Origin of the sequence: Methanogenium organophilum (assembly GCF_026684035.1) — an archaeon.
GTDB lineage: Archaea > Halobacteriota > Methanomicrobia > Methanomicrobiales > Methanomicrobiaceae > Methanogenium > Methanogenium organophilum.
In genome coordinates, this window is sequence record NZ_CP113361.1 from 2522080 (window position 1) to 2537952 (window position 15873).

Genomic DNA, 15873 nt, shown 5'->3' on the forward strand with positions numbered 1-15873 from the left:
ATTATTATGATTCAGGAAGAAGCAAACCTGATTCTTGCTATTCTTGCAGAAGATTATCCTATACATAATGGCATAGTATCGTTCCTTAAATTTGAAAATCCATTTCAGATACTTATTTTGACCATTCTCTCTGCTCAAACAACAGATAGGACAGTAAATGGTATCTCCAAGGAGCTATTCGGAAAATATCCTGATGCAGATGCAATGGCACATGCCTCTCCTGAAGAAGTGGAATCACTAATCCACTCAACCGGGTTTTACCATACAAAGGCAAAAAACATCATTGCAACCTCCCGCATTCTCGTTACACAATACAATGGGGAAGTTCCGCAGACTATGAGTGATCTTGTCACCCTTCCGGGGGTCGGAAGAAAGACTGCAAATATTGTACTGAACCATGCGTTCGGACAGAATGTTGGAATAGCTGTTGATACGCATGTGAGACGGCTTTCCCAGAGAATTGGCTTTACCGATGCAAACACTCCTGATGCCATTGAAACAGATTTAATGAATCTTTTCAATCAATCCCAGTGGAAATATATTAATTATCTTCTCATATCACATGGGCGGGCCGTATGCACTGCTAAAAAGCCCCACTGTGGCGTGTGCAGAATTTCAGCCCACTGCCGTTTCTTTAAAGAAAAATAACAGTGCGAAAACCCATTCGATTTTATGAAATGTAAGGATCAGTCATCCCCATATTTCATGTGAAAGAAAGACATTAATATTAAAGAACAGATCAGAAGAACAATATGAGAAGTATTGAAAAAATACTAGATATATATCTTCTGTTTGGGATTCTTTTCATCATTTATGTGCTATTGAATATACAGGGATTTGATGTTACCGATTTTGGTTATCATTTTACCAATCAATATTCACTTCAAAATTATCCAATTGATACAATATATTTCAGTCCGTTGTATTTACTTAGTGATATTGCCGGAGGTTTGTGGCTATCACTTATCGGATTTCCATCTGTTTTATGGGCCAAGATTGGTGGGGCATTGCTTTATGCAACCTGTGCCTGCATAGTATATTCGATTCTGGTTAAATATTTTGATAAAATAATGGTTTTTTGTGTCGTACTGATTTCAACTCTTTTTTTGACAATGGGTAATAGTTGCTATATTCACTATTTTACTTTTCCAGCGTTCCTGATTTTAGGCGAATTATGGATATTCAATGTTCTTTTATTGTCCAATCCTGAATCAAACAAATATAAAATATTTGGATTTTTATTGGGATTTCTGCTTATTCCAATAATATTAAGCAGAATTACACTTGTTTTAATACTTCTCATTCCAATTGCATTCAGTATCTTTCTTATTTTAAAAAAGGAAAATTTAGATGAATATAAACGATTGGTATTTTATGCAATAATTGGTGTTTTTTCTTCACTCATAATATTCACGTGCGTGTATGTGTATCTGGGTATTTTTACTTCATCGATGGTAAACATCTTATCGATATTTAGTGAATCTGCAAGTGGAAATGTAACTAATTTCAGTGAAAGCCATACAATGGCAAGCTTAATTTATTCCTATTTAATTGATTACAATACTATCCTCATTCGAACAGGAATTATTGTATTTGGGCTGTTTTTTATATCATATATAAAGGAAAAAACGGGAAATTTATTTGCCAGTATCCTTTTGCTATTTATTCCATTGACGGGTATTTTATTCATATTTATTTCTGATAACCCATTCGATTTCTTTTCAACAAATATACTAAAAGTCACAATTGGATTAATATTATTATTGACAACCCTCTTCTTTTTTGTTGATAAAGGTAAGAACAGGAATCTTTCATTGTTATTAATTGCTGGTGCAATAATAATGATTATCAGTCCAATTGGATCAGATACAGGAGTTGTAAAGTCATTATATGGATTTTGGTTTATATTGCCACTCTCATTATTGTGTGCATACCAAATTAGAACATCAATTAAATATCCTCGAATCTCTTCAATATTGTCGATGACACCCGTCATACTGATTGCATTGTTGATCGTTGCAATATTCTTTCAATCAGTAAATATATATCGTGATGATCCAAACCGAATGAATCTGAATGAAGGTTTTTCACATCCTTCGTTATTTGGGATTTATTCAACAGATAAGCGGGTAAAAGTTGTTGATGAATTGCTAATAGCAATTGAAGATAATTCACAAAATGGTGATGAATTGTTGATGGTGAATGCTATCCCTATGTTTTACTATCTAACTGAAACAAAACCTGCTTTAGGCAATCCATGGTTATTTTTAGAACCAATTGAAATGATCAAACTTGAGCAGAAAAAATTAGAGAATGAGCGTAGATATCCTAAGTTGCTCGTAATATCAAAAGTAAATACTTTGTATAGATATTGGCCTGAAGATAGCCCAATAACAGTACAGAATCCATATGTAGAAAAGACACAATATATAAAATCCACCTATATTAATGATTTGAATTATTCCTTATTATGGGAAAATGAGGCTTTTGAAATATATAATCTGCCGGATTCGTAGTCTTTTTTTAATTTTTATTGTTTTAAAATGTATTTCTACAAAGAGTATTCTTAAAAATATATCCGCGACGGTTCAGATTTTAGGGAATATACATTTTATGGAAGTAATTAGGAAGTTAAGTGACTGTTTATAATGATGCAGATATGTAGAAGATCAGAGTTACATTCTGATCCTGTGCGGACTCAGAAATATTTTTAAAAATATGGGATTAAAGTTCATATCTGGTAAAATCAGACCGTTGGCATTTGAGGAGTTTTAAAAATTGCTCGAAGTAATTCATTCGCAATTCTGTTTTTTATGAAAAAATTCCACCAAAAGTAATTAATAAAATAAAATAATACTCAGTTTGAATTTAAACAATGTTTTGAAAAATACATTGGCGGATATAAATAACTGAAAATTGATTTATTGTTCAAGGCTTATTGATCATGTCATCTTTTCTAAAAAATACCCTAAAACTGGTGTCAGGCAGTGTAATAGCTCAAACTGTAGGCATACTTTTAATTCCCATTGTTACACGCTTATATTCACCAGATGACTTTGGCATTCTTCAGTTATTTATTTCAATTACTGGTATCCTTGCAGCTGTGTCCTGTTTTGCGTATCAGCTTTCAATAATGCTCCCAAAAAAGGATGAGGATGCCGCAAATATTGTTGGATTGTGTATAGGACTGATATCTGTAACATCAGTAATTAGCGGATTTATTTTGATTATTTTTGCAGAACAGGTTGCCTCTTTACTGAATGCTCCCGAAATTGCAAATTATATGGTATTAATTCCTGTTGTTGTTTTTCTTAACGGGGTTTTCCTGGTATTTAATTACTGGTTGTCAAGACATGTTAGATTTGGATCCGTTGCAACTGCCAGGGTCGCGAATTCATTAACGGGAAAAGTTGTTCAGATTGGGGCAGGAATGGGTACCCCATCCGCACTCGGACTTATTGGAGGTACTATTGCAGGATACAGTTTTGGAAATCTGATTATGTTGAAAGAAATTTGGAAACATTCTGAATTGTTTAAACAGATTTCCTGGAAAGCCATCAGGATAAATGCAATAAGATATAAGAAATTTCCAATCTACACGACTTGGTCAACAGTTGCAAATACCATGTCTCTCCAGATTGCACCCTTTATGCTATCAGCTTTTTTTACTGTTGCAGTCGTTGGCCAATATTCTATTGCAAATCAGGCAGTTCATCTTCCGATGGGATTAATTGGTGGTGCTGTTGGCCAGGTGTTTTTCCAGAAAGCCAGCGAGCAAATGAACAAAACCGGGAATATAAATGGACTTGTAAGGGATGTTTACACAAGGTTAATTTCAATCGGAATATTCCCAATACTTATTTTGATAATTATTGGCGAAGAGTTATTTGGATTTGTCTTTGGAGCGAATTGGATTACCGCTGGATTATATGCAAAAATTCTGGCTCCATGGTTGCTTCTTGTTTTTATAGCATCGCCCCTCTCAACTCTTTTCAGTGTTCTTGAAAAACAAGGTGTAGGATTATCGTTTAACATAGCGATGCTTTTATCCAGAGTAATTGTTCTTTATGCTGGTGGAATGTTTGGAGACCCTCTGATTGCCCTTGTGTTATACTCAATAACAGGAGTGTTTTTTTGGGGGGGTATGAATATTTATATCCTGGAAATGTCAGGTGTTAAAAAAGCCGATGCTATTAAAAAATTCATAGGATATATCCTGTTAGCATCATTTGTTTCATTACCATTAGTTATTGCAAAATATTTGAATTTGGATTTATATCTTCTGTTTGCTATTGCTTTGATGGTGACTGTTGTTTATTATTTTATTGTAATTATCAACGATAATGTGTTAAAATACGAATTTACAAAAATATTAAAGAGGGATTAAATGACCAAAGGAATCGTTCATCTCAAGAATCAGTATTTACCATGGAATGAATTCAAATCGGGTCAGATTACGTATTGGTTCAAAGGAAACATATTTTATAAAAATAAACTATTGAATAATTCAGAAACCGTCAATTTACTTATTTCAATAGTTCCATTTGAGGAAATACTAACAAAAGTACTCAATGAATTAAATGGTGAATATGCAATTGTAATTGAAACACCAGAAACAGTCGTTGCTATCGTTGACCGTATCCGAAGTATTCCTCTATTCTATGCCATGAACGGGATAGGAGTTGTTTTCTCTGATGATGCAAATTACCTTAGAGAGAGTCTGAACTCCTCATTTAATGAAGAGAACGGTGCTGAACTTTTGGTAACTGGATTTGTTACCGGTTCTGAAACCCTTTTTAATGGCATATCACAACTACAGGCAGGGGATTATCTCAGATATGGAAAAACAGATGGTTCCCTTACTACTTCACATTACCATCGTTTCTGGCACGGAAATTATTTTCTGGATTCTGAAGAAGAATTGATGAACCGTTTAGATGAAACCTTTGTGCATGTTTTTCAGCGACTTATTGAATCAACAAAAGGTCTCCAGATTGTCGTACCACTAAGTGGAGGACTGGATTCGAGGATTATCGTTTCAATGCTGAAGCGGCTCGGTGTGGATGATGTAATCTGTTTTACGTATGGAAAGAAGGGCGATAAAGAGGCTGAAATTAGCAGGCAGGTCGCAGAAGCACTGGGTTACGAGTGGCACTTTGTGGAGTACACAAAAGAAAAATTATATAAATGCTATCACTCTGAGATAATGGAATCATATCATGCATTTAGTGGAAATTTAATTGCATTACCTCACATACAGGATTTCATTGCCATTAACGAACTGAAAGAAAATGGAAAAATCCCTGAAAATTCAGTTTTTGTCCCTGGGCACAGTGGTGATATGCTTGCAGGGAGCCATATACCTTTGGACTATGTGCAGCCTCAAACCTATACCTATGAAAAATTTCTTGAGGATAGCCTGAATAAACATCACACTCTATGGAAATGGGAAGATGAGAAACTTGAATCTCTTTTCAAACAAAGGATCCGAAAAAGTGTTGGAGATATTTCAATCCACGACAATGAATCCTGTGCTAATGCAATGGAACTATTTGATTTTAACGAAAGGCAGGCAAAGTACATAGTAAACTCAGTTAGAGCTTATGAATTTTTTAATTATGGATGGAGACTTCCCTTGTGGGATTCAGAATTAATAAATTTCTATTTAAGAGTCCCGTTAAAATATCGAATCGCTCAGGAATTATATATCAAATATGTAAACAAATGCCTGTTTGGTGATAATTTCAAATTTTTGAGAAATATTGAATGTACAACAAGTATTGTAGAAAAAGAAAATTCACCCAATAAAATATTACGATATATGTCTTTGATAAATAACACAACAAAGAACTTTTCGGATATAAGATGGTATAGATATTTTAAATTTCCATTACTATCCCGATTATATCTGGTGAGGAAATATGATCTGCGCAACATTAATAAATTTAAATCTATTAAAATATGGTCACAAAATATTCACCAGATATTTGTATCCCTGGGAGGTTATCAATCGATGACATACCTCATACAAACAATAAAAAAAGCAAATAATGATTGAATATTCTTTCACATTTTCATAGACAATTGTTTTGAATGATCTTAGTTGCTAAATCACTTATAGTCATTATCAGCCACAATTGTATGACCCAAAATTTGCCGGTTTGAGTGCAATTATTCAAAGCGACAATCCACTACAGCGATCAGAATTTTCATTTTTTTATCCGGACACTCTCTCAGACAGTTAACATATCTTCCTGATATATCATGAGAGCACTCATAATTATGATGGAAAATTAGCGTGTTAATGGCATTAAAATTCGGATGGATGGAAAAACAAAACGGGTGATAATACTATATTTTATACAAATTCAATCTTCTTATTGACAGGAATTACGATTTGATTCGAAGAATTCCTCCACCAACTGCCTCTTTTCATGACACCCATTTGGATCTGTCTGATGAAGAAAGACTGTTTGCAGTATCAAACAGTATATTCAGTATGGACCGGTGAAAGTGACTGATCTAGAGAGCAGGGGCAAAAAGAATACATTATCTATATTTTTTACAACCTATTTTAGATGATAACAATTGAAAAGCAAAGGATATGGGAGAGGATACCTGAAAAGAGAGATCTTTAGCTTGGATAAACAGGATTTACAGAGCTGGACATTGAATTTTTTCATTCATATTTTATATTCATATGGTATTTCAACAAATGGAATCTCCAAACCATTCGGTGATAAAAAAAATTTATAATTGATCATTCTGCCATAATTTTTGCGGTTCTACATGGTCAGACTGCGAAATCATTATACAATTTAGAAACCTAAACGGACGATCTAATGTGGAATTGATAGTTCCACAAATTCACTGCAAAAAATCATCAACACACACAGGCATATATCATAGGATATCTTTGCCTGAAGTCAATCAGAATATCAATGCAGAATTTAACAAATGGGCATAGAGGTCGTGTAATTATGCAATTAAATTTGCAGAAAACAATATAGACTGAAAATCATTGGAAATGGATATCAGGTACGTTTGTGGGGGCAAATAATGAAAATATTGATGATAACCAATAATACATCCGGGGGTATGGTCCATTATACTTCACAACTTGCGAATAGTCTGTCTGAAAACGATTCAGTTACGGTAGTGGCACCAATTGGTTTGGATGAGAAATATTTTTCAGACCGCATTAATATAAAGACAATGAAAATGGGAAATGTCAAAAAGAATTTTCTTATTGATACATTGATATTTACCCGCCTTTTGGATTTTAAGAATATGATCTACAAAGAAAACCCGGATATTATACATTTCCAGGAATGTCCACTTTGGATCGCCCCATTATTGCCATCATTGAGTAAATTTCCAATTATTACAACAAAACATGATACTAATCCACATCCTGGAACCAGAGTATTCGATCAAATACTCAGCAAACATATCTATACTAAATATTCGGACTCAATTATTGTCCATGGAGAAAAAGCAAAACAAGACATAAATACGTATAAAAAGTGTTTTGTTATCCCTCATGGCGATTACTCCTTTTTTTTAAAATATATTGATCAGAATATCAAGGAGGAAAATTCAATCCTATTCTTCGGTAGAATTGAAAAATATAAAGGATTAGAATATCTTTTTGAATCCATGCCACTAGTAAAAAAAGAAATCTCAAATATTAAGTTAATAGTTGCAGGTAGTGGAAATTTAGATGATTATCATAATTTATATGATAATTTATCTGATATCGAAATACACAATAGATATATAAAAGACGAAGAAATACCGATTTTTTTCCAGAGGTCAAAAATTGTCGTTTTACCATATATCGAAGGTACACAAACCGGAATTATACCTATTGCTTATGCTTTTAAAAAACCAGTAATTGTAACGAACGTAGGGAGTATTCCTGAGGTTGTTGAAGAAGGAAATACCGGATTCATTGTTCCTCCAAGAGATCCGGATGCATTGGCCCATGCAATTATTCGGTTATTTAATGATGAATCTCTTTGTAAACAGATGGGAATAAACGCATATATTAAAATGAATAATGAACTTTCCTGGGAAAGTATTGCAAAAAAAACCATATCTGCCTATAAATTTACAATTCAAAACCATTACTCAATGGATTATCATACCTGATTATATCCTGTCAATTTTTGAATAATTCTTTTACCTATTCGGGGTTTGGTTGACTATTTCTAATGTCTTTAGAAGCGATTCATAATTGGGTGCGAACAATCAAATACACAACATTAATATATACGTAATTTATGGGAGTTCGTATTATTTTATGAGAATTCAAAATTTCAATTTTAATTATTATCCCATATATTCTTGAATTAAAGGTATTATGCCAATATACAAAATAATAATAAATGATTATGAAATCAAAAAATAATATGGTGATTTGAAATAATGAGAAAACTATATTAAGCATTAGAGTCATGTGAGGGACTAATGAAAGTATTGGTCTTGGAATTTTTTAATGGAGTAAATTTCAAAATGCAATATGTATTCAGATGAATTACCAGGAGATTTTGATTTGAAAATTCTTCGTGTTATAAGTGATCTTTATCCTGATGTTGTAGGGGGCCTTGGACTACATGCGCACGAAATGTCCAAATTACAAGCAAAGTCAGGTCATCAGGTAACAATTTTCACATCACGGATAAATGGAAACCCAATAAATGAGAATGTCGATGGGTATCAAATATTCAGATTTAAAAATACCTTCAAATTGTTAGGAAATTCAGTGAGTATATCACTGGTAAGACAGTTGCTTAAAGAGAGAAATAATTATGATATTATCCATGCACACTCTCAACATTTTTTCTCAACAAATGTATGTGCACTCATCAGAAAATTTGGAAGCCCACCACTTGTCATAACGAATCATGGCTTGGTTTCACAGACGGCACCCTCGTGGATACAAAAAATTCATACTTCTACAATTGGAAAATGGACATTTAAAGCAGCAGATGGAATTATCTGTTATACCGAAAGTGAAAAAGGCAAACTTGTTGAATTGGGAATAGCGCCTGACAAAATATTTGTTATCCATAATGGAATCGATACAAACAAATTTATTCCTGCTGAGAAAACCGAAACTACCGGACAAATATTATGGATAGGAAGATTCACCCCCGGCAAAGGAGTGGATTACTTAATTGAAGGATTTAATCTTTTATTAAACAAACATCCTGAAGTCAGACTTATCATGATCGGGAGAGGTCCGAAAAAGAAAGAATCTCTCCAAAAAATTCAGGAACTTGGTTTATCAGACAAAGTGATTATTAAAGACTTTGTTGAAAATTCAGAACTTACTAAAGTATATCAGAATTCAGATGTTTTTGTATTACCTAGCTTATCTGAGGGCATTCCAAGAACAATTCTTGAATCAATGTCATCTGGTATTCCCGTCGTATGTACTGACCTGCCACAACTGGTAGATATCGTCAATGGGTGTGGTCTTTTAATCCCCCCCATGGATTCACAGGCAGTTTCAGACGCGATATCGAAAATCCTTTCAGATGTATCCCTTGCTCATGAACTGGGTCAAAATGGAAGAAAAAATCTAATGTCGAATTTTTCGTGGGAAGATACGGTTGAACAAACATTGTTTTTTTACGGGAATTTGATAAAATGAAGATAAGTGTAATCGGATGTGGATATGTTGGCGCAATAACAGGAGCATGTCTTGCTGACCTTGGAAATGAAATAACCCTTGTCGACGTAGATCAGACAAAAATTGATGCAATAAATACATCCTGTTCTCCAATATTTGAACCTGGTCTGGATGAACTATTACAAAAAAACCACCAGAGAATTATTGCTACAAAAGATCTCAAAACAGCGGTTCTCAATAGCAATATAAGCTTTATATGTGTGGGCACACCATCAAAGGATGACGGGTCTATTGATCTAGGGTATATCGAATCAGTCAGCAAAGAGATTGGATGTGCACTCAGGAATAAAGATTCATTTCATACTGTTGTTGTAAAAAGCACCGTATTTCCGGGGACTTCTGATAATATTGTTGCTCAAAATATTGAACGCGAATCCGGTAAAAAACTGCATACTGATTTTGGAATCGTATCCAATCCTGAATTTTTACGGGAGGGTGTTGCTGTTGATGACTTCTTCAACGCAGATCGCATAATCTTAGGAACCAGTGATACGAAATCCAGACAAAATATTGAAGAATTATACTCTTCTTTTGATTGCCCGAAATATTTCACTGATACAAAAACCGCTGAAATGATAAAATATGTAAGCAATGCATTTCTTGCAACAAAAATTAGCTTTGCAAATGAAATTGGTAACCTCTGTAAAAAAATTAGTATTGATTCACGGGATGTCTTTGATGGAGTAGGTCTCGATAAAAGAATTAATCCGGCATTTTTCAATTCTGGAATTGGGTTTGGAGGATCTTGTTTCCCAAAAGATGTCATGGCTCTTATCAAAGGAGCTGAAGATCAATTTGGCGAACATGCACATATATTAAAATCGGTTATAGCAGTGAATAACGAACAGCCACTACGGCTGATAACTCTGCTTGAAAAACATGTTCCTAATCTCAAAGGAGCCAAAATCGGGATTCTTGGTCTGGCATTCAAACCTGAGACCGACGATATCCGTGAAAGCCGGGCAATTCCAATTGTGAAACAGCTTCTGGATAAAGGTGCGGAAATCACCGCATATGATGCCCAGGCAGCGAATAATTTCAGGGAATTATTTCCTTCGGTTACTTACTGTGAAAGGTGTAGAGATGTCCTGAATTCAGATGCTGTTCTTATTCTTACTGAATGGCAGGAATTTGAAAATATGGATTACTCAGGTAGAATTGTTATTGACGGACGAAGGATACAGAAAGCCATAGAGACTGCCGGGCAGTATGAAGGGGTGTGCTGGTAATGCCGGTAAAAAAGGCAGTCATCCCTGCAGCAGGATTTGGAATACGTTTTTTACCGGTTACTAAAGCACAGCCAAAAGAGATGCTCCCCGTAGTTAATAAGCCTGTTATTCAGTATGTTATTGAAGAGACATACCAATCGGATATCCATCAGATTTTGTTAATAACCGGTAGACATAAGAGAGCGATCGAAGATCATCTGGATAAAGCCAATATTAACGGTCATTCTGATTTGCTTGAAGAATTCGAAGAATTACTGGAAAAAATGCAAATATTCTACATCAGGCAGAAAAAACAGTCCGGTCTGGGAGATGCGGTGTCGTATGCTGAATCCTTTATAGATGGGGATCCCTTTGCATTACTATTGGGGGATAATATTACTCTCCCTAACTGTACGAAGGAACTCGTTGACATTTATGAACAGTACAATGCACCTGTTATTGCAATTGAAGAAATACCTGATGATAAAATAAAAAATCATGGGGTTATTAAAGGAAAGAAGGTTTCTTCAAATATATTTAAAATTGAAGAAATGGTCGAAAAACCCGATGAACCAATTTCAAATCTGGCAATTATTGGGCGTTATATTCTAACTCCGGATATTTTTGATTATCTGTCAAAAACAGATAGAGGATTAAATGGAGAACTCCAGTTAACAGATGCACTGAGGGACATGGTTCTTGATGGAAAAGAGATGTATGCCGCGATTCATACAGGAAGGCGCTATGATCTGGGGAACAGTTTCGACTGGCTAAAAGCTAATATTGAACTCGCACTCGAAGATAACGAGATTGGTGTATCACTGAGAAATTGCCTTAATGCAAAATTAGGGAACTGAGATATGGCAAAAATTGTAATAACCGGAGGAGCAGGATTTATTGGATCTCATATTGCAGAAAGTCTGGTAACTGATAATGAAGTTGTTGTCATCGATAATCTTGATGGTTATTATTCTCCTTCATTAAAACAGAGAAATCTGGACAGTATTTCTGCGAAAGGTGATTATACATTCATTAATGGTGACATAACAGATCTCAAATTTGTAAGGAGCGTTATCAGTAGTGATGTTGACTATGTCTACCATGAAGCAGCACAGGCAGGAGTCCGAATTTCAGTAGAAGATCCGTTCAAACCAAATGATGTTAATGTAGTAGGCACTCTGAATGTCCTTCAGTCATCCCTTGATGCTGGTGTAAATCGTGTTATCAATGCATCATCTTCTTCAGTTTACGGCAAAGTCGAATATCTTCCATTCGACGAAAAGCATCCAACTCAGCCAGTCTCTCCTTATGGCGTGTCAAAGCTTGCAGCCGAGCACTACTGCAGAGTCTTTAATGAAGTATATGACCTCTCGACCGTGTCCCTTCGGTACTTCACTGTCTATGGTCCGAGGATGCGCCCAGACCTTGCAATCTCGATATTCACCGACAGGATGCTGAAAAATGAACCGATTACTATCTTTGGCAATGGAGAACAGACACGGGACTTCACCTACATCGATGATATTGTAAAGGCAAATCTGAACCTGCTAAAGAAGAGTAACGCCGATGGTTGTGCAATGAATATCGGCGGAGGAAACCGAATTACCGTAAATGAACTGTTGACCTATTTACGGAAGATTACAGGAAGTATGTCTGAGGTGATTTATTCAGATCAGCAAAAGGGTGATGCAGAGCATACCCTTGCGGATACGGGATTCGCAAGGGAACATATTGGATACGTGCCAGAGATAGACATAGAAAATGGTCTGAAGAAATTTGTAGAGTGGTATACAAAATCTCTACAGCACCTGTCCTAATGGATTACATATTTTCATGAAGTTATTGGTCTGCACATCAGAATATTTTCCTCAGGGCGCCGGTATCGCCAATGTTGTTTACAATGTCGTTGAGCAACTCAAAGAAATGGGTGTTGAGTGTACAGTATGTTCGCCAACAGGGCCAGACATCAAACTTGGAAGCCTTACTTTAATACAAAAGACCGGTATAATCGGGCTGATAAGCTACTGGAACCAGGTTTCGCACCATTTTAAGAATAATGACTATGATGCTGTATGGCTCCAAAATCCATTTATTATCTCAGGAAATCCTTTTGCAAACTGCCTTGTAACGATGCATTCAACATATTATGGATCGAGTACCCGCGGAGTTGGGAATCTTCCGTTTCATCTGTATAAGTCATTTGTTGCCCATATCGAACGATTCTGTCTCACTCGCATGCATCCGGATACGTACTTTACCGGAGTTGCTCAAACAGTCTGTGAGGAAATGGAGAAAATTGGGATTTCCAGAGATCAGATCACCTATATCCCAAATGGGGCAAACACCTCACAATTTTTTCCCTCAACAGAAAAAGAAATGCTACGGAAAATGCTTGGAATACCCGAAGGTGAGATTGTCCTTCTAAGCGTAGGTCGTTTAACCGCAGCCAAACAACCTTTTACCCTTATCAAGGTCTTTTCAAACCTTGAGAGTACGCTGAAAAATGTAACTCTCTATATCGCAGGTACAGGCGAACTCTTTGAGGAAACAAAAAACCTTGCACAGAAAATGGGGGTGAAAAAAGTTATTTTCCTTGGGTATGTGGATCACGATTGTGATCTTTCAGACTACTATGCCTGCTCTGATTACTACATTATGACTTCAAATTACGAAGGGCTACCTCTTACACTGTTGGAGGCTATGGCATCCGGATTGCCGTGCATTGTATCTGATATCCCAAACTTAAGGATTGTAAAGGATGCAAATTGTGGGATTGCTGTTGAATTTAGAAGCGTAGATAAATCAACCAATAAAATTATTGATTATCTTAATTGTGAACACAAGGATCATTCAATTAATGCCAGAAAATGTATAGAAAATAATTTTGACTGGAAAATCATTGCAGAAGAATATCAGAAGATATTTTATAAAACAAACCCCGAAAATGATGCCGATAACCATAATTGAGCCAATATTCATATTTATATTCGCCCTCCGATGGCCTCAGGAACACGGAACAGAATCTTTTCACTGAATTATTCAATCTGATACTCAGGATTTCATATTTTTGGTTTACCCGTTCAATTCCATCACCTGGAGAAAGACATATTTTCAATTAGCTAAAATAGGATCTACTTTCAGTTTTCTCTTTATTTTGTCGATACAAACCGTGCTCAGAACATATATATTGTTGTCAGCTAGCAAAGTCAGTTTCATAAAATATCCTTTTTTTAATCTGTTTGATATTTCATTTAAACTGCCAAAAAACAGAATTTAAATATTATTCAATCTACACCCTGTATTTTACCACCTTTGCAGGATTCCCGACAGCAATTCCATAATCCGGGATATCCTTTACCACGATGCTCCCGGCACCGACAACTGCACCTGTTCCAATAGTAACCCCCTTAAGAATTGTGACATTAGCTCCGATCCACACATCATCACCAATAAAAACAGGTTTTTTGTAATGTGGTTGTTCCCGGATAAGAAGATCTCGTTTTAAGCCATGATCCCTGGCCCAGATAATTGTTTTTGGGCCAATCTGAACATCATTGCCTATTGTAATCTCTCCAAGAAAATGGCATCCGGCATTCATATAAAAATTATCACCAATTGTGATAATCGGATCTCCCAAAAGTCTACAATATGGTTCGACTATTGCTTTTCCGTTAAAATTAACAGAAGAAAAAGTACAATTCTTATGTATTAAAACGCCATTACGTCTTAAATTAACTCTTTTAATATAATTGATCAAATAATTTTTAACGCCCTTAGACATACTTCCACCACACTCATGAAAATCGCTTTGCAATCTATCAGAAATGGCTTGATATCATGCAGATCATAAATCGCAAAATATGTTTTTTTTGATTTGAAAATATTGTAAACAAAAATTTTTCTGTAGTATTTCCTTCTTATCAGATTAAGAATCTCATGTTTCAGATAAACAAAATGTATTTCAATATCCTTTATCTGTGTTTGTTTCTCTATAATTTGTCCGATTGCATCGAGATATTGTGCATATTGAACAGTAACATTTGATAAATTTCCTACCCTATTCCACATCGTTGAACGGAGATTAATTTCCATTAATTTGAATTTACCATCCCGAGAATCATACTTAAATTCCGATTCGATAATTCCTTTGAGATCCATACCTTCAAAAAGAATTCGTCCCTGTTGCAAAACCTGGTTTGGCGCTTCATTTGAAGCACTGGAAAAAACCCCATAATCATCTGGAAACTGGGATAATTTTTTTCCGGTCCATTCACTAAGAATCTCTCCATCCTGACTCCGATATCCTACATATGCATAAATATTTGTACTATCTCCGGGGATTATTTCTGATGCCAAAAACGTTATCCCGGACCCAAGATAATCCTCAAGCAATTCCCGTTTTTCTTCCAGTTCGTTTTTGCTTTCCAGTTTAAGATTTTTAAAAACATTGATCTTCTGATCATCCCGTCTATTTGGTTTTATTAAAATGGGATATTGAATTGTATTAATAGAATTTAGCTGATCAATGTCATCCACCGGGATTGTCTTGGGATGAGGTAATCCTAATTTTTCACAGTATAAATATTGAGAATATTTATCAAAGCATTCCAAAAAATTATCATAATTATAGGGCAAAAAGCAGAATGAAGCAATATCCGGGTGTATTTTGTGAAGATTTTGCATTTGCAGTTCATCAGTTGGAAAAATAATAATCTGTTCATATTCCTTATGTAAACTGTTAAGTTTCTCATATAAGCACTCTGGCGATTTGTTAATAAGAACAAATTTTTTTATTTTATTACTATATGATGCAATTTTTCTGGAGGTATCAAAAAGGATGATATTTTCGACATTTTTTTCATAAAGTTCCTGAATAATTGAATAACCGTTTACATATCCTCCGAGAACTAAAGCACAATTATTTTTCTTCATTTATCGTACCAGACATTTTGGTAACAATAATTA

General features: G+C 35.1%; 12 protein-coding genes. 10 read left to right on the forward strand and 2 right to left on the reverse strand.

Annotation, left to right across the window (positions count from 1 at the left end; all coding sequences use genetic code 11):
* The first annotated feature begins 6 nt into the window (after positions 1-6).
* The 10 genes from nth to OU421_RS12400 all read left to right on the forward strand — a co-directional run bounded on the left by nth (position 7) and on the right by OU421_RS12400 (position 13875).
* The gene (nth, locus tag OU421_RS12355; protein ID WP_268186405.1) at positions 7-648 is read left to right on the forward strand and encodes an endonuclease III; all 642 of its coding nucleotides are present in this window, start codon (positions 7-9) and stop codon (positions 646-648) included.
* 104 nt (positions 649-752) lie between these two features.
* Entirely contained in the window at positions 753-2516 is a 1764-nt protein-coding gene (locus OU421_RS12360; protein WP_268186406.1) for a hypothetical protein, read from the forward strand.
* A gap of 428 nt (positions 2517-2944) precedes the next feature.
* A complete protein-coding gene (locus OU421_RS12365; protein ID WP_268186407.1) occupies positions 2945-4387 on the forward strand; it encodes a lipopolysaccharide biosynthesis protein in 1443 nt (480 codons plus the stop codon).
* Positions 4388-6058 (forward strand): asparagine synthetase B family protein, encoded by a 1671-nt coding sequence (locus OU421_RS12370; RefSeq protein ID WP_268186408.1) that lies wholly within the window; start codon positions 4388-4390, stop codon positions 6056-6058. It abuts the gene before it with no gap.
* 1001 nt (positions 6059-7059) lie between these two features.
* Entirely contained in the window at positions 7060-8154 is a 1095-nt protein-coding gene (locus OU421_RS12375) for a glycosyltransferase family 4 protein (protein WP_268186409.1), read from the forward strand.
* Between the two features lie 370 nt (positions 8155-8524).
* Positions 8525-9661, forward strand: a complete 1137-nt coding sequence (locus OU421_RS12380) for a glycosyltransferase family 4 protein (protein WP_268186410.1) — start codon at positions 8525-8527, stop codon at positions 9659-9661.
* Complete coding sequence (locus OU421_RS12385; protein WP_268186412.1) at positions 9658-10929, forward strand: UDP-glucose dehydrogenase family protein; 1272 nt, start codon at positions 9658-9660, stop codon at positions 10927-10929. Before OU421_RS12380 ends, OU421_RS12385 begins: the two co-directional genes overlap by 4 nt.
* Entirely contained in the window at positions 10929-11765 is an 837-nt protein-coding gene (locus OU421_RS12390) for a UTP--glucose-1-phosphate uridylyltransferase (protein ID WP_268186413.1), read from the forward strand. Before OU421_RS12385 ends, OU421_RS12390 begins: the two co-directional genes overlap by 1 nt.
* A gap of 3 nt (positions 11766-11768) precedes the next feature.
* Positions 11769-12725 carry an SDR family oxidoreductase gene (locus OU421_RS12395; protein ID WP_268186414.1) on the forward strand — a complete coding sequence of 319 codons (957 nt, stop codon included), beginning with the start codon at positions 11769-11771 and terminating at the stop codon, positions 12723-12725.
* A 16-nt stretch (positions 12726-12741) separates the two neighbouring features.
* The gene (locus OU421_RS12400; RefSeq protein ID WP_268186415.1) at positions 12742-13875 is read left to right on the forward strand and encodes a glycosyltransferase family 4 protein; all 1134 of its coding nucleotides are present in this window, start codon (positions 12742-12744) and stop codon (positions 13873-13875) included.
* 322 nt (positions 13876-14197) lie between these two features.
* On the opposite strand, the gene OU421_RS12405 is transcribed toward OU421_RS12400, so the two are convergent.
* Together OU421_RS12405 and OU421_RS12410 are read right to left on the reverse strand one after the other, a co-directional pair.
* Positions 14198-14689 carry an acyltransferase gene (locus tag OU421_RS12405; RefSeq protein WP_268186416.1) on the reverse strand — a complete coding sequence of 164 codons (492 nt, stop codon included), beginning with the start codon at positions 14687-14689 and terminating at the stop codon, positions 14198-14200.
* A complete protein-coding gene (locus OU421_RS12410; protein ID WP_268186417.1) occupies positions 14662-15840 on the reverse strand; it encodes a hypothetical protein in 1179 nt (392 codons plus the stop codon). Before OU421_RS12410 ends, OU421_RS12405 begins: the two co-directional genes overlap by 28 nt.
* Positions 15841-15873: the final 33 nt, after the last annotated feature.